The organism is Rhizobium sp. BK650, assembly GCF_014195325.1.
In the GTDB taxonomy this organism is placed as follows: Bacteria; Pseudomonadota; Alphaproteobacteria; order Rhizobiales; family Rhizobiaceae; genus Rhizobium.
This window is the reverse complement of the sequence record NZ_JACIBK010000002.1, coordinates 504,382-525,122: the sequence shown is the minus strand read 5'-3', so window position 1 is coordinate 525,122 and position 20,741 is coordinate 504,382. Positions and strand designations below refer to the sequence as shown.

Below are 20,741 nucleotides of genomic sequence, written 5' to 3'. Positions count from 1 at the left end.
GCAATGTCTAATTCTTCGCTTCACCCTGCGCCGAGTTCGCGCAGGGCTTTGTTTCGTTCATCAATAGAACGACGGCAAGCCATCATGTTGATTAGAGGATCGTATCCTCTGCGGGAGGCTGCTGACGAGCCTCGTTTGACAGAAATTTCCATCAGCAGTCGGAGGTATTTTCGTCATCAATCTCCATATATCCGACTCCGATAATTGTGCCGTCTCCAGTGCGAATGAAAGACGGCAGGTAATGCGGTTCAGCGGGCTTGCAGACGGCAGTGCTGGTATAGTCGTTCAATGCGATTTGATCTTTCGGCAGGGCCGAATAATTCATATCGGTTTCGAGCGAGGCGTAGGCGGAGCCGGCAAAGGCCCCGTCTGCGAGCAGGAGGGCTCCCGCCCACAGGCATATAAGCGTTTGCATCATTGTCTCCGGCGTTGAAATCAGCTTTTCAACACGTGAGGCGGGGCGTTGGTTCCTTGGAAAATCCTGTCCCGGGGCGTTATTTATCTCGCCGTCATGCACATAAGTACTTCTGAAAATGGAAGACGAAGTTTTGTTGCCACGCCCTGCCGGCCCAGTGCATAGTCAGTGGGATTGCGGTGCTCGGATACCTCGCGACAGGTGTCACCGCCGCGCTGTGCGGTTCCAGGAGACGATGATGAAAGCGCTGGTGCCCGCCCTTCTTGCCACAACCGTTGTGGCCGCACCCTTGCTGGCCGGCTGTTCCGCCGTGGATACGACTGCGTTGGAGCCTATTCCCGGCAGCATCACCTATGGCGGTCAACCGCGCACGAAGCTGACGAAGTCGCCGATCGGCAGTGCCGTCTATAACGACTTTCACAATCAGCATGGGGAACACGTCTACGAAACCTACATCCTCCAGCCCGACCGCAGCCTGAAGCTGGTGCGGCGCCAGATCGTGCCTGATTTCCCGTAATAGAGCGCCATGCGTCCATTTGGACGCAAAAGGACGCTCTTACCCAATGAGACAACGCGTAAGGTTTTCCGAAGATGGATCTCGACTTTCGGGTCGACGCTGCAGTGCATGACGGCCGCGGCTGCTTGACAGCAGCGGCAATCGAGAACATCCAAAGAACATCTGAATTTATTCGCTAGTACTGATTCTCCCGCGAAGCCCAACCGGACGGCTGGATGTATCTCGAAAGACTCAATCCCCAGCAGCGCATGGCCGTCGAACACGGCACCCTCACAGACGGCAGCCATGTGGCCGGGCCGCTGCTGGTCATTGCCGGCGCCGGCTCCGGCAAGACGAATACGCTTGCGCACCGCGTTGCCCATCTCATCCTCAAGGGCGCAGATCCGCGCCGCATCCTGCTGATGACCTTCTCCCGCCGGGCGGCAGCCGAAATGGGCCGGCGTGTCGAACGCATCTGTGGCGAAGTTCTCGGCAAGAATTCCGGCATCATGGCAGACGCGCTCGCCTGGAGCGGCACATTCCACGGTATCGGTGCGCGGCTGCTGCGTGACTATGCCGAACAGATCGGCGTGGATCCTGCCTTCTCCATCCATGACCGGGAAGACAGCGCCGACCTGATGAACCTCGTGCGCCACGATCTCGGCTTCTCCAAGACCGAGAGCCGGTTTCCGACAAAGGGCACCTGCCTTGCGATCTATTCCCGCGTGGTGAACTCCGAAACGGAACTGCCGCTGATTTTGCGTGACGCCTTTCCCTGGTGCGCCACCTGGGAAAAGCAGCTTCGTGAGCTTTTTGCCTGTTATGTCGAGTCAAAGCAGAGCCAGAACGTGCTCGATTACGACGACCTGCTGCTCTACTGGGCGCAGATGGTGGCTGAGCCTATCATTGCCGAGGATATCAGCAGCCGCTTCGACCATGTGCTAGTCGATGAATATCAGGACACAAACAAGCTTCAGTCTTCGATCCTGCTTGCTCTGAAACCTACCGGCCAGGGGTTGACGGTCGTCGGCGACGATGCCCAATCGATCTATTCCTTCCGCGCAGCGACAGTGCGCAACATTCTCGATTTTCCGGCCTCTTTCAGCCCGGCTGCCAATATCGTCACGCTCGACCGTAACTACCGCTCGACGCAGCCGATCCTTGCCGCCGCCAACGCTGTCATCGACCTTGCTTCCGAGCGTTTCACAAAGAACCTCTGGACGGAACGGGAATCGCCGGAGCGGCCGCGACTGGTGACGGTGCGCGACGAGAGCGATCAGGCTCGTTATGTGGCCGACAAGATCCTGGACAATCGCGAAGAGGGCGTGAAGCTGAAGAGCCAGGCTGTGCTGTTTCGCGCCTCACACCACAGCGGCCCGCTGGAAGTGGAGCTGACGCGCCGCAACATTCCATTCGTGAAGTTCGGCGGCCTGAAATTCCTCGACAGCGCACATGTGAAAGACATGCTGGCGGCATTGCGCTTTGCCCAGAACCCACGCGATCGGGTGGCAGGCTTCCGGCTGATGCAGATCCTTCCGGGGGTCGGACCCTCTACGGCGCAGAAGGTGCTGGACCACATGGCCGAGGATCCGAGTCCGGTCACGGCGCTCGCCGCCATGCCTGCGCCGCCGCGTTCGGGCGACGACTGGACCTCCTTCGTTTCCACCATGCAGGAACTGAAGACCGGCAAAGCCGGTTGGCCCGCCGAGATCGAACTGGTGCGGCAATGGTATGAGCCGCATCTGGAGCGGCTGCATGAGGACGCAAGCGCCCGGCTTGCCGATCTCATCCAGCTTGAACAGATCGCCGGCGGCTATGCCTCTCGCGAGCGCTTTCTGACAGAACTCACGCTCGATCCGCCCGATGCGACCTCGGATCAGGCGGGCGTGCCCCTGCTCGATGAAGATTATCTCATCCTTTCGACCATCCACTCGGCCAAGGGGCAGGAATGGACCAAGGTCTTCATGCTGAACGTCATAGACGGCTGCATCCCTTCCGATCTCGCCGTCGGCACGACGGCCGAAATTGAGGAGGAACGGCGGCTGCTCTATGTGGCGATGACACGCGCCAAGGACAGCCTCGATCTCGTCGTACCGCAGCGTTTCTTCACCTATGGGCAGAATTCGCAGGGCGACCGGCATGTCTATGCATCACGAAGCCGCTTCATTCCGGCAACGCTGCTGCAATTCTTCGAAGTCTGCGGCTGGCCGCAGGTGAAGGCCGATACGGCGGCGGCACAGCAGGCGCGCCAGGTGCGCATCGATGTCGGTGCGCGCATGCGCGGCATGTGGCGCTAAAGCAGCCTCTGACCAGAGGCGCTAAAGCGCGAGCGGCGGCTTGGCCGGCTCGAAGAAGCGGCCGATCATTTCATCGTTGACCAGGGCGATCGTCGGCGGCGACCATTTCGGATTACGGTCCTTGTCGATAACAGCTGCACGGACGCCCTCGTAGAAATCCGGACCAAGCAGGATGTGCATGCAGGCGCCGAGTTCGCGGGCCAGGCATTCGGCAAGCGTACGGCTCTGGCGCCCGGCTCTCAGCAGCCGCAAGGCGAGCTTGAGGCTGGTTGGCGAGCGTGTGAGCATCACGCGGCGGGTCTCCGCGGCGAACTCACCCTCCTCCTGAGCAAGAGCCGATACGATGTCCTCGACGCGGTTGAAGTGGAAGGCACGGTCAATCATCGCGGCGTTGGCCTGCAACCGCCCCTCGCCTGGTTGATCCGATAGAGCGCGCAGAGCCGCGTCCACATCATCCGAAGAATTTCCGGCAGGCATATCCGAGAGGCGCTGGACTGCCTCTTGGAGGCGCGAGGACGGCATATAGAAATCTGCAAGCCCGGCATGGATCGCGTCGGCCGCATTGATATCGAGCCCGGTCAGGGCCATCCATGTGCCGCTTTCGCCCGGCGTGCGGGGCAGCAGCCATGTAGCGCCGATATCGGGAAAATAGCCGATGCCGGTTTCCGGCATGGCAAGGCGGGTGCGGTCAGTCACGATCCGATGGCGGCCGTGGCTGGAAAGCCCAACGCCGCCGCCCATAGTGATGCCGTCCATCAGCGCCACATAGGGCTTTGGATAATTGGCGATCCGGTGATTGAGGCGGAATTCCTCACGCCAGAAGGTTTCCGCCAGGCCATCGCCGGCACGCCCACTCATATGAATGGCGCGGATATCGCCGCCGGCGCAGAAGCCGCGTTCGCCCTCGCCCATCACGATAACACTCGCCACGGACTGGTCGCTAGCAAACTCATCAAGAGCAGTAGCGATCGTGCGCACCATCGGGATTGTCAGGCTGTTCAACGCCTTCGGGCGGTTCAGCCGGATGAGGCCCGCCGTGCCCTGCCGTCCGACGATGAGCTCGCTCTGATTGTTGTTGTCCATGGTCCCACCTCGCTCCTGCTTTATGAATAAACGGGGTCGGGCCAAGGTTCCAGTGGGCGGTTGTTATAATCAGGCCGAGAGGGACCGCGAAACGGCCAAATCGCGCCTGAGTGCGTAATCGATCGCCAGCTCCAGCGGCAGCGGCCGGGAGAAATAATAGCCCTGCGCCAATTTTACGCCGATGCCTTTTAATGACTCCGCCACGTCCTCACTTTCGACCCCTTCGGCCACCGAAGCAATGCCAAGGTTCTGGCAGAGATTGGCGACAGAGCGGGTGATGTTCATGCAGCGCGCGTCGCGATCGAAATTCATCACGAAGGCCTTGTCGATCTTCAGTTTATCGAAGGCCAGACGGTGGATATGGCTCAGGCTCGAATAGCCGGTACCGAAATCGTCGAGCGCGATCGAGACGCCCGCCGCCCGCAGCACACCGATCACCTGATCGGCTGTGTCGAAATCCGAGAGCAGTGCCGTCTCGGTGATCTCGAATTCGATGCGTTTGGGATCGACACCGGAGCGATTGATCATGGCGAGCAGAGCCATAGAGGTTTCATGATCGCAGATGTCGCGGGCCGACAGATTGAAAGAGACTCGCAGGTACACCGGCAATATCTTCAGTGCGTCGAGCGCCTGAGCGAAGAGGATGCGGGTCATGCGGCCAATTACGGCGGTACGTTCGGCGGCCGGAATGAAAGCATCCGGACTGATGCGGCCAAAGCGTGCACTGTCCCAACGGGCAAGCGCCTCAAAACCGACGACACGGCCGCTGCGCAGTTCTACGATCGGCTGGTATTCGAGTTTCAATTCTTTGGCGAAATTCTCCGCCTGCAGTTCCAGCTCGATGAGGTAGCGCTGGGTCAGGATCTTTTCATGCTCGGGCGAGAAAAACTCGACACCGCCGGTGCGCTTGCTCTTGACCTGATAAAGCGCGAAGTCGGCTTTTTCATACAAATCTTCGGCGGTGTAATCGCCTGCCTCGGGATAGACGATGCCGCAGGAGCCGGAGACGCGTACCGAACCGTCCGGAATTTCATAGGGGTCTCGCACGGCCGCACAGAGAGCAATGCCGAGATCAGAGACGGCCCTGAGCGTCATGTCGCAGGGAAAGATGATGCCGAACTCATCGCCGCCGAGGCGCGACACGATGCCCTGATCGCCGACCAGTGAGACGAAGCGGCGCGCTGTTTCTTTCAGGACGAGATCGCCGGCGGCATGGCCGAAGATATCGTTGACCGGCTTGAAGCCATCGAGATCAATGATGCCGATAACGGCCGGGGAGGCCGGATTTTTCTGCAGCATATTTTCGAGCGAGAGGAAGAAGCTTCGGCGGTTGGCGAGGCCGGTCAGTTGATCCTGCAAGGCATTGCGGCTGTTTACGAGGTTCAACTCCTCCGCTTCCGCCTGCTTTTGCTTGAGCTCTTCTGCAAGTCGAACCAGATGGGCGAAATTCTGAAAATAGCTATTGATGACGCGCAGGAAGGGCAGCACCAGGAAAAGGCCACTGACCGCTGTGGCAACGAAAACCGGATTGCCGGAAAAGAGGAAGGTCACGACCATAGCCGTGAAGGTAATGACTGTGGTGATTGCCGCGGCGAGCGGCAGATGCATCAGGCAGAAAACACAGGAAATGCCCGTTACAACGAGAAAATAGGCAATCTGGCCCTGTTGCGAGGCGTCACCATATTGATAGAGGGCGATGGCCCAGCCGCCGAAGCCGATCGTCAGGATCGTGGCGCCTATCAGCGTTACTTTCATCAGCCGCAACGCGCGCTCGGGCGTGACATTTTCCTTGCCCGATATCTCCCACCAGCAGAGGCGGAAGACGCAGACGACGCTGAGGCCAACGGGAATGTAGAGCGAAAGCCAGAGAGGCGCCGACTTGATGTGCGTGATGGCCACCGCCAGCGCGTTGATAACAAGAAGAACGTAGAGAATCGGAATCTGTGACGACAGAGCTTTGAACTGTGCCACCAGAAACTTCGGATTATCCCTTTGCAGCCGTAACGAGGCTATGAAGTTCTTCATGATCCCTTTTCCCTTGGCTAACCGGCCAGAGAAAGCTTGATTATTCCTTATTCACATGACGCCAGGCCACCCGCCCCTGCGCCAGATGTTAAATCTTCGATTGCGCCTCAGAAGGAAGCCGCAGCCAGCGCGCGATGAATGCTGTGTAGGTCGTCGACGCTCTTGTTCATCAGGAAGAGTTCCCAATCGAGCGAACTGCGGACGATGGTTTCGAGCGAGTCGTATTGCGGCACCCAGTCCAGCACACGGCGTGCAAGTGTTGCATCGGCAACGACGCTTGCTGCATCGCCCGGCCGACGGGGTCCCATATTGATCTTGAAGGAGTGGCCGTTGAGGCGGGTGACCATGTTCAGAACATCGAGGACGGAATAACCATTGCCATAACCGCAATTGGCAACCAGCGGGCCCCTGCCTTTGCGCAGATGTTGAAGCGCTTTCAGATGCGCTGCAGTCAGGTCGCTCACGTGGATGTAGTCGCGCACACCGGTACCATCATGGGTCGCGTAGTCGAAGCCGTAGACGGCAACGGCGTCGCGTTTTCCAAGGGCGGCTTCGCAAGCGACCTTGATGAGATGGGTCGCACCAGACGTAGACTGCCCGGCGCGCAATTGCGGATCAGCGCCGGCGACGTTGAAGTAGCGTAACGCCACATAATCGAAATCATAAGCGGCGGCGGCATCGCGCAGCATCATTTCGGTCATCAGCTTTGATTGGCCGTAGGGGTTTTCCGGATTGAGCGGCGCCGTCTCCTTGACGGGAGCGGAACTTTTCTGCTGACCGTAAACAGCGGCGGTCGAGGAAAAGACGAAGTTGCGAATACCGGCCTTAATCGCAGCACTCAACAGCACGCGTGTCTTGCCGGAATTGTTGTCGTAATAGGAAAGCGGATCGGAGACCGAGACGGGTACGACGGCAGAGCCGGCGAAATGGATGATCGACTCGATATCATTCTCGATGAAGATCTTCTTCAGAACGTCCGGATCGGCGACATCGCCGAGATAAAAGCGCGCCGCCGGCGCAACGGCCCAGCGAAAACCGGAGGAGAGGTTGTCGAGTACGATGACGTCTTCACCGGCATCGAGCAGCGTCCAAACCATGTGGCTGCCGATGTAACCAGCCCCACCTGTAACCAGAACCGCCATGTCTGCATTCCCTGTTTATATTTTTCGGGAGCATCAGAACGGCTTTTTCCTTTCTGATTTTATTATCAAACGACCTCGGAAAGCCTTTGCGGCCAGTATGTTTCGACATGTGGTTAGAGGCGCATTTCAGGCTTTGTTACAATTTTATCGGCCAGCCGATTTTGGGACGAAACCGCCTCGCGGCCCCTCTCTTTCAGCTCGTTGACATCGAACACGCGGCGGGGCAAATTGACGCCATGAACAAGTTCGCGTTCCAGGCTATGACGAAGGGCATGACGACCACACTTTGCGGTGGGGACGTCGGTTTGTGACCTGAAACTGTTCACTTCAACCGATCCAACCCCGCCGGACAAGCGCGGGGTTTTTTATTTTTGCCCCGACGTCCGGCTGATGCAAAGGACTTCTCGTGGCACAAGATCCTCTCCTAATGTTCCCTAGCCATCTGCCCCTTCAAGACAGGGAGCAGCGGCGATGAGGCTTTACCTGTCATCCTACCGGCTCGGCGCCAGCGCCTTCCGGCTAAGGAAACTTCTCAAAGGCGGACGACGCGCGGCCGTCATCCAGAATGCGCTGGACTTCGTTCCGGCCGAAGCGCGCCGCGCCTATGAGGCTAATATCTATGATCCTAAGGCAGAGCTTGCCGATTGGGGGATCGAGGCGGAAGAGCTGGATCTGCGGGACTATTTCTGGCAGCCGTACGCGCTTAAAGAGGCACTTGCCAAGATCGACCTCGTCTGGGTGGTTGGCGGCAATGCCTTTCTGCTGCGACGGGCCATGCGGCAGAGCGGATTCGATCGCATCATCGGGGAATTGCTGCGCGAGGATGCGCTCGTCTATGGAGGCTTCAGCGCCGGGGCGGTCGTTGCGGCGCCCTCGCTCAAGGGCATCGATATCATGGATGATCCACGGCAACTCGCATCAGGCTACGATGACGCTGTCATCTGGGATGGCCTCAGCCTCGTCGATTTCTCCATCGTTCCGCATTATCGCTCTGACCATGACGAGGCCGAAGCGGCTGAAAAGACCGTCAGTTTCCTGGAGGAGTCCGATATGCCCTTTCAGCCATTCAGAGACGGCGAAGTCATCATTGTCGAGGGCCGGAATGTGACGCTGCTCCCGGTGCTGCCGGAAGCGATGCGCCGCTTAGCTTAAATCCTGAGGATGTAATCGCAGAGCCGTTCGGCGGCGACCGTTACCTGTGCCGGATCGCGCAGGAAGCAAGCGCGCAGGAAACGCTCACCGCCTGCTCCGAAGGCCGTACCAGGTGCCAGACCGACCCAGGTCTTGTCGACGATGTCGAGTGCCGCCTTGCGGCTATCGGTGACGCCGTCGATCTTGAGGAAGGCGTAAAGTGCGCCATCCGGCTTCAGAGTTTCGACGCGGTTGGTGGCGATCAGGGCGTCGCAGAGGATATCGCGAGAGCGGGTCGCCTTATCGATATTCGCCTGCACGAAGGCGTCACCCGAGTTGAGAGCAGCGACTGCGCCCTTCTGCATGAACTGGGCCACACCCGACGTGGAATATTGGATCAAGTTTTCCAGCACCTGCCCGGTCTCCGGCGGAGCGACGATCCAACCGACGCGCCAGCCGGTCATGGACCAGTTCTTGGAGAAGGAGTTGACGAACATCACCTTGTCGCCGGGCTCCATGACGTCAAGAAAGGACGGTGCACGACCGCCGGCGTAGAAATAACGCGCATAGATCTCATCGGCCATGATCCAGAGATCGTGCTTGCGCGCCACAGTCAGGATATCGGCCAGATCCTTCTTCGTCGCGGTCCAGCCTGTCGGGTTCGACGGGCTGTTGACGAAGAGCCCGCGGGTCTTCGGCCTGATCGCTGCCTCGATGCGATCAAGATCGATAGTCCAGGCGCCGCTTTCAAACTGAAGTTCTACGCCAACCGAGCGTGCGCCGGCGACTTCGAGGGCGGCTGCGATATTCGGCCAGGCGGGGGTGAGATAGATGAATTCGTCACCGGGCGAGGTCAGCGCTTGAACAGCGATCTGGATCGCCTGCATTCCGGAGCCGGTTACATAGAAATGCTCCGGTGGCAGGCTGACGCCGAAATGCCTGAAATAATAATCGGACAGAGCCTGCCGCAGCTCAGGGATGCCGCGCTGCCAGGTATAGAAGGTCTCACCGGCAGCAAGCGCCTGCATGGCGGCCTGATTGATGAAATCGGGGGTAGGAAGATCACCCTCGCCGACCCAGAGCGGCAAAAGGCCTTCACGGCCACGGGCATAATTGACGACTTCGACGATCCCGCTTTCTGGCGCTGCGACGGCGCGCGGGCTAAGGCTGCTTATGATCGACATGCATATCTCCGGTTCACGCCTTCATAGCGGATTTGCGGACGCAAATCCCATGACAATGCGTGATGGCATATCGATTTTCGTTATGGGTGAGCCCGGCCGGAGCGGACGGACTCGTAACCGGATCAGACGGCTGGGCGCTTGGCGAGAAGATCGCGGATTTCGGTCAGCAGCGCGACATCGGCCGGCGGCGGCGGAACCTCTGCAGGCGCTTCCTTCTCCTTGCGCTCGACCTGCTCGCGCAGAATGTTCACAGCCTTGATTATCAGGAAGATGATCAAGGCGAGGATGAGGAAATTGATGAGGACCGTGATGAAATTGCCATATGCGAAAACGGCCCCGTGGCTGCGGGCCTCTGCAAGGGTTGCCCGCCCAAAGGCGTCCTTCGCCAGCGGAATGTAGTAGTTGGAGAAGTCGAAACCGCCGAAGATCGCACCAACGATCGGCATGATGATATCTTCGACCAGCGACTTGACGATGCCACCGAAGGCGCCGCCGATGATGACACCGACTGCGAGATCCATGACATTGCCGCGGGCGATGAAAGCTTTGAATTCGTTGAGCATCCGATCTGTCTCCCCTTGATGCATTTTCAAAGACATGCCGTTGTTTTCATTAGCTACACCTTCACCTCAATTAATCAATCGGCAATTGGAAATATTCGGATGCTGCCCTCTGCCGCGTAGAACTTAAGACCAAGGCCGCGGGAATTTTCAAACTTGCTGAATTGCCTTAATCTGGGAACTGTTCCGGGAGGACGGTGGATAGTCCGCCGGCGGAGGGTCGATGCTTCCAGGCTGGGTCATATTCGCGTTTGCCTTGGGCTATCTTCTGCTGCTTTTCGCAGTGGCAAGCTACGGCGACCGCCGGAGCCGGAAATTCGGCGTGCCGGAAGGCGGCCGACCCGTGGTCTATGCGCTGAGCCTGGCAATCTATTGTACGTCCTGGACCTATTTCGGCGGCGTCGGCCTTGCGGCCCATAATGGGTTGGAATTTGCCGGCATTTATATCGGACCGATCCTCGTCTTCACGCTCGGCATGCCGCTCTTGAAACGAATCATCGAACTCGCCAAGGCCGAGAAACTGACGTCGGTCGCCGATTTCGTCGCCGCGCGCTACGGCAAGAATTCCACCGTCGCAACCATCGTTGCGCTGATTTGCCTCATCGGCACCATTCCCTATATCGCGCTGCAGCTGAAATCCATTTCAGCGACTGTCACGGCGATGGTCAACCCGTCGGATTATGGCATCGGCAGCGGCAACCTTTATTTCCTCGACCTGCCGCTGATCGTCACGCTGGTGCTTGCCTGCTTCGCCATCATGTTCGGCACCCGCCATACCGATGCGACCGAACATCAGGACGGGCTCATCCTTGCGGTATCGATGGAATCGATGGTGAAGCTCGTTGCCTTCCTGACGGCAGGCGTCTGCGTCATCTGGTTCCTGTTCGACGGGCCAAGCGATCTCTGGCGAAAAGGATCTGGGAACGAGTTGGTGTCTTCCGCGCTTGGCTATCAGACGCCGCTCAGCCGCTGGATCACGCTGACGCTGCTCTCTGCCTTCGCGATCATCATGCTGCCGCGCCAGTTCCATGTGACCGTCGTCGAAAACCGTACCGCAAAACAGCTCCGGCTCGCGGGCATTCTCTTCCCGCTTTATCTGGTCGCCATCAATCTCTTCGTATTGCCGGTCGCGATCGGCGGGCTGCTCGTCTTCGGCGGCAACGGCAATGTCGATCTTTATGTTCTTACGCTGCCGCTTGCGGGGCAAATGCCTGTTGTCTCGTTGATCACCTTCATCGGCGGCTTTTCAGCGGCAACCGCCATGGTGATCGTCGATTCCGTGGCGCTTTCCATCATGGTCTCGAACGACATCGTCATGCCGTTCTTCCTGCGCCGGAAGCTCGCAGGTCTTGCGAGCCAGCGTGACGACTTCGCAAAGAGCCTGCTCAATATCCGCCGCAGCGCCATCTTCGCCGTGCTGCTGCTGGGTTATGCCTATTACCGTTCGACGGACAGCACGACAGGCCTTGCCTCGATCGGCCTGCTGTCGTTTGCCGCTATCGCGCAGATCGCACCCGCCCTCTTCGGCGGCATGATCTGGCGGCGGGCGAATGCGCGCGGCGCCATCCTCGGCCTCTCATCCGGCTTCGTCACCTGGGTCTACCTGCTCTTTCTGCCGTCGCTCGGCGGGCCGGATTATTCCTATGTCGCGAGCAATTTCCTGGGCTTCATCTTTCCCGGCACGACGCTCTTTATCGGGCCGAATGCCGATCCCCTCGTCAACGCGACGGCGATGAGCCTGCTCGTCAATGCTGCCGCCTTCATCGTGGGGTCGCTGACCCGCAATGCCAAGCCGCTGGAGCGCATCCAGGCCGGCATCTTCGTCAAGCGGCATTCGCGTTCGCAATTTGCGACACGCGGCTGGAAGACCCGCATCAGCGTCGGCGACCTCAAGACGGCCATCGCTCGCTATCTCGGCGAGGAGCGCATGCAGCGCTCGCTTGCAACGTATGAGCAGAGTTCCGGACGCAAACTGGAGGACGACCAGCCGGCCGACATGGCGCTCATCCATTTCACCGAGCAGCTTCTCGGCAGCGCCATCGGCTCGTCCTCGGCGCGGCTGGTGTTGTCGCTGATCCTGCAGAAGATCGAGGATGCGTCGTCCGACACCGCATGGCTGCTCGATCAGGCGAGCGAAGCGCTGCAGTATAATCAGGATATGCTGCAGACCGCGCTTTCACAGATGGACCAGGGCATTGCCGTCTTCGATAGTTCCAACCGATTGACGATCTGGAACCGTCGCTTCCGGCAATTGCTGGACTTACCTGAGAATGCCGGCCAGGTCGGCTTTCCGCTCTCGGATATCGTCAATATCCTCAGCCAGCGCGGCGATATCGCGCCCAGCGACCAGGGCCAAGCGGTGCGGCATTTCCTGACGCTCGACAAGCCCTTTCCGCTGGTGCTCGCCGGCGGCGAGCGCATCATCGAAGTGCGCTCAAACGCCATGCCGGACAAGGGTATCGTCGCGACCTTCACCGATATCACCCAGCGTGTGACGGCCGACAGGGCGCTGAAACAGGCAAACGAGACGCTGGAACAGCGCGTGGCGGAGCGCACCGCGGAACTAACCCGTGTCAATACAGAGCTTGCGGAGGCACGCGCTGCGGCAGATGAGGCAAATATCGGCAAGACGCGCTTCTTCGCTGCCGCCGGGCACGATATCCTGCAGCCACTCAATGCGGCCCGGCTCTATTCTTCGGCCCTCGTCGAACGCATGGCGCAATCGGAAAACAGCCTGATCGTGCGCAATATCGACTCTGCGCTTGAATCGGTCGAGACCATTCTCGGCGCCGTGCTCGATATTTCCCGGCTCGATACCGGCGCCATGCGCCCGCGGCTCGCGTCCGTGCCGCTTTCCGACCTGCTTGCGCGAATCGAAACCGATTTTGCGCCCATCGCCCGCGAGAAGAAACTGAAGCTCAGGGTGATGCCAACGTCACTGCAGGTACGCTCCGATCCGAACCTGCTGCGCCGTCTGGTGCAGAACCTCGTTTCCAACGCCATCAAATATACCATCAGCGGCAAGGTGCTGGTCGGGGTCAGGCGACGTGGCAATCAAGTGATGATCCAGGTGATGGATTCCGGCATCGGTATTCCGCCTTCGAAATTCCGAACAGTATTCAAGGAATTCGCTCGGCTGGATGAAGGGGCCAAGACCGCATCGGGCCTCGGCCTCGGCCTGTCCATCGTCGACCGCATCGCCCGTGTGCTCGGCCATAAGGTCGAACTTCATTCGACGCATGGCAGGGGTACGGAATTCCGTATCCTCATGCCGCTTGATATTTCGAAGAGCGCGGAAGCCGCCACAGCCGTCGTTCCTGTCGACGGCACGGCCCAACCGCTGAAGGGATTGCGCATCCTGTGCATCGACAACGAACCGAAGATCCTCGAAGGCATGCGGCTCCTGATCGAGGGATGGGGCTGCGATACCGAAGCCGTGGATTCACTCTCCGCCGTCCAAACGCTTTCGATGCGTCAGCCGCCGGATCTCGTCATCGCCGACTATCATCTCGCCGACGGAAGCGGGGTCCAAGCAATCATGCATCTCAGACAGAATTTCGGCATAGAGATTCCTGCCCTTCTCGTTACAGCCGACAGGACGCCGGAAGTGCGGGCCGAGGCGGAAAAGCACGGCATCGCGGTGCAGCACAAGCCGGTGCGTCCGGCTGCATTACGCGCCTATATCACGCAGATCTCCGGCTTGAAGCGCACCGCCGCCGAGTGAAGATCAGGCGGCCTTGCGCCGACCAAAGACTTGACCGACAAGCTCCTGCACGCGGGCGGCAGTCGGGACGTCACCGAACAGGATACGGTACATGATCGGAGCCACCACGCGGTCCATCACTGCATCGACCGCGGGAAAGGTCTCGCCCCTTTCCTTCGCCCGACGAGCGATCGTCTCGATCTGCTGGCGGGTGAAGTTGCAGCATTTACTTGCGTTGTCGCCTGTCTGGGCGGAGAGCACATCCCGGACATATTCACGACCGGGGCCGGAGGACATTTCCTCTGCATATTGCTCGGCCCATGCTTGCAGATCACCGGCGCCAGTGCCGGTATCGACCGGCTCCATGTCAGGACGAAGACGCTCGACGGCGACGTCGGCCAACAGTTCCTGCAGATCGCCCCAACGGCGATAGATGGTGGATGGGGTCACACCTGCACGCGCCGCGATCAGCGGAACGGTGATTTCCGTGCGGCTTATCTCCGCAAGGAGCTGGCGTACTGCGGCATGGACCGAAGCCTGAACACGCGCACTTCTGCCACCGGGACGGATATTCTCTTTCACTGCCATTTCGAACCCAACTTTTCCGCCCTTAAGCGCACCGCGACCTTTCAGATTCGCCTGGCACGCTTCAAGTGTTTTAGCACGCCGCGGCCTCAAATCGATCTACACTTTTGCTGCAATTGCTTCAGTACCCGATAGTTCAGAAATTTTCATCGACCTATTAACGCAAATTATTTGCTTTTGCTATTTCCCTTACCTAGATGAATTTAACGCAACGATTTAGCTTTAAGAGATTTTAATATGGTCGCCGCTCCTGAATCCGTCAAGAACTCCTCGCCCATGGGGTTCCATGCTCTGACGCTTGCCATCCTCTTCGGAGCTTCGGCAGCGCCGACGCCGCTCTATCGTATCTATCAGGAAGCCTTCGCCGTCTCTCCCATCCTCATCACCGTCATCTTTGCCGTCTATGCCTTCGCATTGCTTGCAGCCCTCCTGATTGCCGGTTCCATCTCCGATCACCTTGGACGACGGCCGGTCATTTTCGGCGCGCTGGTGCTCGAAATCATAGCCATGGCCCTATTTACCATCGCCAGCGGGCCGGAATGGCTGATCGCCGCGCGCATCGTGCAGGGGATTGCAACCGGTATCGCCGGCGCCTCCCTCGGTGCAGCGCTTGTCGATATCGATCGGGCCAAAGGGCAGATCGTCAACTCCATCGCGCCGCTCTCCGGCATGGCGATCGGTGCGATCGGCACCAGCGCGCTGATACAATATGGGCCGGAGCCCCTGCATCTCGTCTATGCCCTGCTGCTTGCGGCCTTTGTGGCACAGGCCGCAACGCTGTGGCTGACGCGAGAAACCGGCGGCACGCGGCCTGGCGTCTTCGCCTCGCTGAAGCCGACGATCTTCATTCCGCAGCAGGTGAAGAAGCCGCTGTCGCTGGTGACGCCAATCAATATCGCCAACTGGACGCTCGGCGGCTTCTACCTGTCGCTCGTGCCTTCACTGGTCGCCTCGACCACCGGCAGCCGCGCGCCACTGACCGGTGGCGCGGTCGTCGCAGCACTCATGCTGTCGGGTGCAATTGCCGTCTTCCTGCGCCGCAGCCGCAGCCCCAGCGCCAATCTTGGCTTCGGCGTTACGTCTCAGACGATCGGTATCGCAACGGTCGTTGCGGGCGTGCATCTTGCCAACGTGCCGCTGCTGCTTATCGGCACGTTTTTTACCGGTGCAGGCTTCGGCACGAATTTCCTTGGTTCGATCGGCACGATCATGCCGCTTGCCAAGCCGGAAGAGCGGGCCGGCCTGCTTTCCGCGTTTTACATCCAGAGCTATCTTGCCTTCAGCCTGCCCGCAATCCTTGCCGGCTTTCTCGTCAGGTCGATCGGCTATGGCATGACCACCGATATTTACGCGACCGCCATCGTCCTCGTCAGCATCGGTGGTCTGATGGCGATGCGCACGACGAGGAAGACGGCGACGGCGTAGCCCCGTCGCCCAGCGCGATCACCGCCAGCCGAGCGCCGGAGCGACATATTTCAGGATCGATTCAATGACGTGGGCGTTGTAGTCCACGCCAAGCTGGTTGGGAACGGTGAGCAGCAGCGTGTCGGCCTCGGCGATCGCCTCGTCCTTCTTCAGCTCCTCAATGAGAGCGTCGGGCTCGGCTGCATAGGAGCGACCGAAGATCGCCCTGGTATTCTCGTCGATGAAGCCGATCTTGTCTTGGCCTTCATTGCCGTAGCCGAAATAGGAACGGTCGCGATCGTTCACCAACGCAAAGATGCTGCGGCTGACGGAAACGCGCGGCTCGCGCTGATGGCCGGCTTCCTTCCAGGCCTCGCGATAGGCGCGGATCTGTTTGGCCTGCTGAATATGGAAAGCTTCTCCGGTTTCATCATCCTTCAGCGTCGAGCTCTGCAGGTTCATGCCAAGTTTGGCGGCCCAAACCGCCGTCGCGTTCGAACCCGCGCCCCACCAGATGCGCTCGCGCAGACCCTCGGAATGCGGCTCGAGGCGCAGAAGGCCGGGCGGGTTGGGGAACATCGGCCGCGGATTGGGCTCGGCGAAGCCTTCGCCCTTCAGCACTTCCAGGAAAACCTCGGCATGGCGGCGGCCCATATCGGCGTCGCTCTGGCCTTCCGGCGGGTTATAGCCGAAATAGCGCCAGCCCTCGATGACCTGCTCGGGCGAGCCGCGACTGATGCCGAGTTGCAGGCGTCCGCGCGAGATCAGATCGGCCGCACCAGCGTCTTCCGCCATGTAAAGCGGGTTCTCATAACGCATGTCGATAACAGCCGTGCCGATCTCGATGCGATTGGTCCTCGCACCGACGGCGGCCAGCAGCGGGAAAGGCGAAGCAAGCTGCCGCGCAAAATGATGGACACGGAAATAAGCGCCATCTGCACCCAGCTCTTCCGCAGCGACCGCAAGATCGATCGACTGCAACAACGTATCGCCAGCCGACCGCGTCTGAGATTGCGGCGAGGGCGTCCAGTGCCCGAACGAGAGAAAGCCGATCTTCTTCATGATTTCATCACCTAAACTGAAGTGTGCCTTGCACGCTTCTTGTCATGATTCCGGATTGGCATATAGGCGTTGCGCGCGAAATTTGTGAGCCCGCCCGGCTGGATCGGTTGAAGATGCCGATTGATATCTTGACGAAGTCAACGAGGGATGTGCGGCGGGCGGCTCCGGTTCTGACGAGCCGCGCCGCCTCACCAATTACGCCGCCTTACCGGCGGCCGGATAAGGATCGAAGCGACCGTAGAATGTCTCGCCTTTGGCAGCCATGTCCTTCAGCAGCCGCGTCGGCTTGAAATGGTCGCCATAGCTGGAAGCCAGCTTTTCGGCTGTCTCCACGAAGGCCTTCACGCCCATACCATCGATATAGCTCAGCGCACCGCCGGTATAGGGCGCAAAGCCGAAACCGAGGATGGAGCCGACATCAGCCTCTCGCGGGTCGGTGACAATGCCCTCTTCCATGGCGCGGGCCGCCTCGAGCGCGATCGTCACCAGGAAGCGCTGCCTCAACGCGGTGACGTCGATCTCGTCGGCCGGTTTCTGCGGATAGAACGTCTTCAATTCGGGCCAGAGGAATTTCTTGGCGGGCTTGGCCGGATATTCGTAGAAGCCCTTGCCGTTCTTGCGGCCGCGACGGCCGAGCTCGTCCACCAGCTTGTTGATGAGGGCAAGGTGGCGTTCGTCGACGGCCATGGGGCCGAGATCGGCGACGGTCGCCTTGAGTATCTTCTGTGAGAGATCGATCGCCACTTCATCGTTCAGCGACAGCGGACCAACCGGCATGCCGGCCATCTTGGCGGCATTCTCAATCATCGCCGCCGGCACGCCTTCGATCAGCATGTCATAGGCTTCGTGGATGTAGCGGAAGACGCAGCGGTTGACGAAGAAACCCCTGGTATCGTTGACGACGATCGGCGTCTTCTTGATGGCCGCGACGTAATCGAGAGCCACGGCAAGCGCCCGGTCGCCGGTGTTCTTGCCGAGGATGACCTCGGTCAGCATCATCTTTTCGACTGGTGAGAAGAAATGCACGCCGATGAACTGTTCCGGGCGCTTCGAATTTTCGGCAAGGCCCGTGATCGGAAGGGTCGAGGTGTTGGAGGCGAAGATGGTGGTTTCCGGGATGACGGCTTCCACCTGCTCGATGACCGCCTTCTTGACGGCGCGATCCTCGAATACCGCCTCGATGACGAGATCGACGTCCCTCAAATCGGTGTAGTCGGCAGAGGGCGTGATGCGAGAAAGAAGGGCGGCTCCCTCCTCCTGCGTAAGACGGCCCTTACCGATCGAATCCTTGACGAGGCCTTCGCCGACGCCTCTGCCCTTTGTGGCGGCTTCGATATCGCGGTCGATGAGGGTGACTTCGAAGCCGGCGGCGGCCGTGACATAAGCGATGGAGGCGCCCATGAAGCCCGCGCCAACGACGCCGACCTTCTTCAGCTCGGTCTTCGGCACTCCAGCCGGGCGGCGGGCGCCCTTGCCGAGTTCCTGCATGGAGATAAAGAGCGAGCGGATCATCGAGAAGGCTTCGGTGGTCTGCAGCACCTGCGTGAAATAGCGCTGCTCGATCTTCAGCGCCGTGTCGAAGGGAACCTGCAGGCCTTCATAGACGCATTTCAGGATGGCAAGCGCGCTTGGATAATTGCCTGATGTTTCGCGGCGCAGGATGGCGGGGGCTGCCGGCCAGAGCTGGGCCGCAGCCGGCGTCCAGATGCCACCGCCGGGGACCTTAAAACCCTTTTCGTCCCAGGGGGCTACGGGCTTCAGACCGTCCTTGATCATCTGCTTGGCGGCGGAAATGAGCTGGTCCGGCTCGACCACCTGATGGACGAGGTTCATCGCCTTGGCGCGGGAGGCGTTCAGCGACTGGCCTGTGGTCATCATCTGCAAGGCGGACTGGGCATCGGTCAGGCGCGAGACGCGCTGCGTACCACCGGCGCCTGGGAAGATGCCGACCTTGACTTCCGGCAGGGCGATCTTGACGCTTTTCGAATTGGAGGCGACGCGGCCGTGGCAGGCGAGCGCCATCTCGAAGGCACCGCCCATGCAGGTGCCATTGATGGCCGAAACCCAGGGCTTACCGCAGGTTTCGAGCTTGCGAAAGAGGCCGGTCATGCGGCCGACGAGATCGAAGAGTTTTTGCGCGGCACCATCGGGGTTCGCGGCCTTCTCCTGCTGGTAGAAGGAGAACATCGACTTGATCATCGAGAGATCGGCGCCGCCTGAGAAAGAGGACTTGCCTGAGGTGATGACCACACCCTTGACGGCGCTGTCGGTAACCGTGGCATCGATGATGGCATCGAGCTCGTTCATCACTTCCTCGGTGAAGACGTTCATCGATTTGCCGGGCATGTCCCAGGTGACCAGGGCAATACCATCCGCATCGGTCTCGACGGTGAAATTGGTGTAGCTCATCGTCTCTCTCCCTTAGACGCGTTCGATGACGGTTGCCGTGCCCATGCCGGCGCCGATGCAGAGAGTGACCAGCGCGGTGTTGAGATCGCGGCGCTCCAGCTCATCCAGAACGGTGCCGAGGATCATGGCGCCGGTGGCACCGAGCGGGTGGCCCATAGCGATCGCGCCGCCATTGACGTTGATCTTGTCGTGCGCGATATCGAAGGCCTGCATGTAGCGCAGGACGACTGCGGCGAAGGCCTCGTTCAGCTCGAAAAGATCGATATCGGCAAGCGTTATGCCCGTTCGCTTCAACAGCTTTTCGGTGACATCGACGGGGCCGGTCAGCATCAGGGCTGGATCGGAGCCGATATTGGCGAAGGCCCTGATGCGGGCACGTGGTTTCAGGCCCATGCTTGCCCCCCCGGCCTTCGAGCCTAGCAGAACCGCAGCCGCGCCATCGACGATGCCGGAGGAATTGCCGGCATGATGGACATAATTGACACGTTCGACTTCCGGATGGGCCTGAATGGCAACGGCTTCGAAGCCACCCATTTCGCCCGGCATCTGGAAGGAGGGATTGAGGGAGGCGAGCGCCTGCATATCGGTGCCGGGTCGCATATGCTCGTCATGGGCAAGGATGGTCAGGCCATTCTGGTCCTTGACGGGAATGACGGAATTCTTGAACCAGCCGTTGTTCCATGCATTCGCCGCCCGCTTTTGGCTTTCGACGGCATAGGCATCGACATCATCACGGGAAAACCCATATTTGGTGGCGATGAGATCGGCCGAGACACCCTGGGGCATGAAATAGGCCGGGAAATTCACCGAAGGGTCCATGAACCAGGCGCCGCCGGACATGCCGAGACCGACGCGGGACATGCTCTCGACGCCACCGGCAATCACTATGTCATCGGCGCCCTGCGCGATCTTGCCGGCGCCGAAATTCACCGCATCCAGGCCTGACGCGCAGAAGCGGGAGATCTGCATGCCGGGCGCCCTCGTAGAATAACCGGCTTCGAAAGCAGCGGCCTTGGGGATGACGGCACCGGCATCCATGACCGGATCGACACAGCCCATGATGATGTCGTCGACCGTTTCTGTATTCAGTCCGTTGCGGTCGCGGATCGCCTCCAGCGTCTTTGCCGCGAGACGCACGGAGGGCACTTCGTGCAGCGCGCCATCCTTCTTGCCGCGGCCGCGGGGCGTGCGGACGTGATCGTAAATGAAAACCTCGGTCATTATCTCATCTCCCTGGCGGCGCAA

General features: G+C 59.8%; 15 protein-coding genes. 5 read left to right on the top strand and 10 right to left on the bottom strand.

The window, feature by feature from the left end:
* Positions 1-151: 151 nt before the first annotated feature.
* The gene (locus FHX15_RS06875) at positions 152-415 is read right to left on the bottom strand and encodes a hypothetical protein (protein ID WP_184395361.1); all 264 of its coding nucleotides are present in this window, start codon (positions 413-415) and stop codon (positions 152-154) included.
* A 238-nt stretch (positions 416-653) separates the two neighbouring features.
* Here FHX15_RS06875 and FHX15_RS06870 point away from each other — a divergent pair, with 238 nt between their 5' ends.
* Complete coding sequence (locus FHX15_RS06870) at positions 654-932, top strand: hypothetical protein (RefSeq protein ID WP_184395359.1); 279 nt, start codon at positions 654-656, stop codon at positions 930-932.
* 215 nt (positions 933-1,147) lie between these two features.
* Positions 1,148-3,208, top strand: a complete 2,061-nt coding sequence (locus FHX15_RS06865; protein WP_184394875.1) for an ATP-dependent helicase — start codon at positions 1,148-1,150, stop codon at positions 3,206-3,208.
* 21 nt (positions 3,209-3,229) lie between these two features.
* Here FHX15_RS06865 and FHX15_RS06860 read toward each other — a convergent pair whose 3' ends face one another.
* From FHX15_RS06860 to galE, 3 genes are all read right to left on the bottom strand, one after another.
* The gene (locus FHX15_RS06860; protein WP_184394873.1) at positions 3,230-4,291 is read right to left on the bottom strand and encodes an enoyl-CoA hydratase/isomerase family protein; all 1,062 of its coding nucleotides are present in this window, start codon (positions 4,289-4,291) and stop codon (positions 3,230-3,232) included.
* A gap of 69 nt (positions 4,292-4,360) precedes the next feature.
* Positions 4,361-6,316 carry a putative bifunctional diguanylate cyclase/phosphodiesterase gene (locus tag FHX15_RS06855; RefSeq protein WP_184394871.1) on the bottom strand — a complete coding sequence of 652 codons (1,956 nt, stop codon included), beginning with the start codon at positions 6,314-6,316 and terminating at the stop codon, positions 4,361-4,363.
* Positions 6,317-6,423: 107 nt separating this feature from the next.
* Complete coding sequence (gene galE, locus FHX15_RS06850; protein WP_184394869.1) at positions 6,424-7,458, bottom strand: UDP-glucose 4-epimerase GalE; 1,035 nt, start codon at positions 7,456-7,458, stop codon at positions 6,424-6,426.
* Between the two features lie 471 nt (positions 7,459-7,929).
* On the opposite strand from galE, the gene FHX15_RS06845 reads away from it, so the two are divergent.
* Positions 7,930-8,610, top strand: coding sequence for a Type 1 glutamine amidotransferase-like domain-containing protein (locus FHX15_RS06845; protein WP_184394866.1), 681 nt, complete (start codon positions 7,930-7,932; stop codon positions 8,608-8,610).
* On the opposite strand, the gene FHX15_RS06840 is transcribed toward FHX15_RS06845, so the two are convergent.
* Together FHX15_RS06840 and mscL are read right to left on the bottom strand one after the other, a co-directional pair.
* Positions 8,607-9,773, bottom strand: a complete 1,167-nt coding sequence (locus tag FHX15_RS06840) for a pyridoxal phosphate-dependent aminotransferase (RefSeq protein WP_184394864.1) — start codon at positions 9,771-9,773, stop codon at positions 8,607-8,609. The two genes, FHX15_RS06845 and FHX15_RS06840, sit on opposite strands and share 4 nt — an antisense overlap.
* A 122-nt stretch (positions 9,774-9,895) precedes the next feature.
* Positions 9,896-10,336 (bottom strand): large conductance mechanosensitive channel protein MscL, encoded by a 441-nt coding sequence (mscL, locus tag FHX15_RS06835; RefSeq protein WP_184394862.1) that lies wholly within the window; start codon positions 10,334-10,336, stop codon positions 9,896-9,898.
* A gap of 220 nt (positions 10,337-10,556) precedes the next feature.
* On the opposite strand from mscL, the gene FHX15_RS06830 reads away from it, so the two are divergent.
* Positions 10,557-14,057 (top strand): PAS domain-containing hybrid sensor histidine kinase/response regulator, encoded by a 3,501-nt coding sequence (locus FHX15_RS06830; RefSeq protein ID WP_184394859.1) that lies wholly within the window; start codon positions 10,557-10,559, stop codon positions 14,055-14,057.
* A 3-nt stretch (positions 14,058-14,060) separates the two neighbouring features.
* Here the strand turns inward: FHX15_RS06830 and FHX15_RS06825 are convergent, their stop codons facing one another.
* Positions 14,061-14,624 (bottom strand): TetR/AcrR family transcriptional regulator, encoded by a 564-nt coding sequence (locus FHX15_RS06825; RefSeq protein ID WP_184394857.1) that lies wholly within the window; start codon positions 14,622-14,624, stop codon positions 14,061-14,063.
* Between the two features lie 234 nt (positions 14,625-14,858).
* Between FHX15_RS06825 and FHX15_RS06820 the strand changes: the two genes are divergently transcribed.
* A complete protein-coding gene (locus FHX15_RS06820; RefSeq protein ID WP_184394855.1) occupies positions 14,859-16,046 on the top strand; it encodes an MFS transporter in 1,188 nt (395 codons plus the stop codon).
* An 18-nt stretch (positions 16,047-16,064) separates the two neighbouring features.
* On the opposite strand, the gene FHX15_RS06815 is transcribed toward FHX15_RS06820, so the two are convergent.
* From FHX15_RS06815 to FHX15_RS06805, 3 genes are all read right to left on the bottom strand, one after another.
* Positions 16,065-17,087 (bottom strand): LLM class flavin-dependent oxidoreductase, encoded by a 1,023-nt coding sequence (locus FHX15_RS06815; protein WP_184394853.1) that lies wholly within the window; start codon positions 17,085-17,087, stop codon positions 16,065-16,067.
* Between the two features lie 195 nt (positions 17,088-17,282).
* Positions 17,283-19,496, bottom strand: coding sequence for an FAD-dependent oxidoreductase (locus FHX15_RS06810; RefSeq protein ID WP_184394851.1), 2,214 nt, complete (start codon positions 19,494-19,496; stop codon positions 17,283-17,285).
* Between the two features lie 12 nt (positions 19,497-19,508).
* Entirely contained in the window at positions 19,509-20,717 is a 1,209-nt protein-coding gene (locus FHX15_RS06805) for an acetyl-CoA C-acetyltransferase (RefSeq protein ID WP_184394849.1), read from the bottom strand.
* Positions 20,718-20,741 lie beyond the last annotated feature (24 nt).

What these genes read in the sequence shown, in the direction of transcription:
- FHX15_RS06840 (WP_184394864.1), bottom strand. Translation starts at nt 9,773, where the DNA reads ATGTCGATCATAAGCAGCCTTAGCCCGCGCGCCGTCGCAGCGCCAGAA.
- FHX15_RS06825 (WP_184394857.1), bottom strand. Translation starts at nt 14,624, where the DNA reads ATGGCAGTGAAAGAGAATATCCGTCCCGGTGGCAGAAGTGCGCGTGTT.
- FHX15_RS06820 (WP_184394855.1), top strand. Translation starts at nt 14,859, where the DNA reads ATGGTCGCCGCTCCTGAATCCGTCAAGAACTCCTCGCCCATGGGGTTC.
- FHX15_RS06860 (WP_184394873.1), bottom strand. Translation starts at nt 4,291, where the DNA reads ATGGACAACAACAATCAGAGCGAGCTCATCGTCGGACGGCAGGGCACG.
- FHX15_RS06830 (WP_184394859.1), top strand. Translation starts at nt 10,557, where the DNA reads ATGCTTCCAGGCTGGGTCATATTCGCGTTTGCCTTGGGCTATCTTCTG.
- galE (WP_184394869.1), bottom strand. Translation starts at nt 7,458, where the DNA reads ATGGCGGTTCTGGTTACAGGTGGGGCTGGTTACATCGGCAGCCACATG.
- mscL (WP_184394862.1), bottom strand. Translation starts at nt 10,336, where the DNA reads ATGCTCAACGAATTCAAAGCTTTCATCGCCCGCGGCAATGTCATGGAT.
- FHX15_RS06865 (WP_184394875.1), top strand. Translation starts at nt 1,148, where the DNA reads ATGTATCTCGAAAGACTCAATCCCCAGCAGCGCATGGCCGTCGAACAC.
- FHX15_RS06810 (WP_184394851.1), bottom strand. Translation starts at nt 19,496, where the DNA reads ATGAGCTACACCAATTTCACCGTCGAGACCGATGCGGATGGTATTGCC.
- FHX15_RS06815 (WP_184394853.1), bottom strand. Translation starts at nt 17,087, where the DNA reads ATGAAGAAGATCGGCTTTCTCTCGTTCGGGCACTGGACGCCCTCGCCG.
- FHX15_RS06870 (WP_184395359.1), top strand. Translation starts at nt 654, where the DNA reads ATGAAAGCGCTGGTGCCCGCCCTTCTTGCCACAACCGTTGTGGCCGCA.
- FHX15_RS06805 (WP_184394849.1), bottom strand. Translation starts at nt 20,717, where the DNA reads ATGACCGAGGTTTTCATTTACGATCACGTCCGCACGCCCCGCGGCCGC.
- FHX15_RS06875 (WP_184395361.1), bottom strand. Translation starts at nt 415, where the DNA reads ATGCAAACGCTTATATGCCTGTGGGCGGGAGCCCTCCTGCTCGCAGAC.
- FHX15_RS06855 (WP_184394871.1), bottom strand. Translation starts at nt 6,316, where the DNA reads ATGAAGAACTTCATAGCCTCGTTACGGCTGCAAAGGGATAATCCGAAG.
- FHX15_RS06845 (WP_184394866.1), top strand. Translation starts at nt 7,930, where the DNA reads ATGAGGCTTTACCTGTCATCCTACCGGCTCGGCGCCAGCGCCTTCCGG.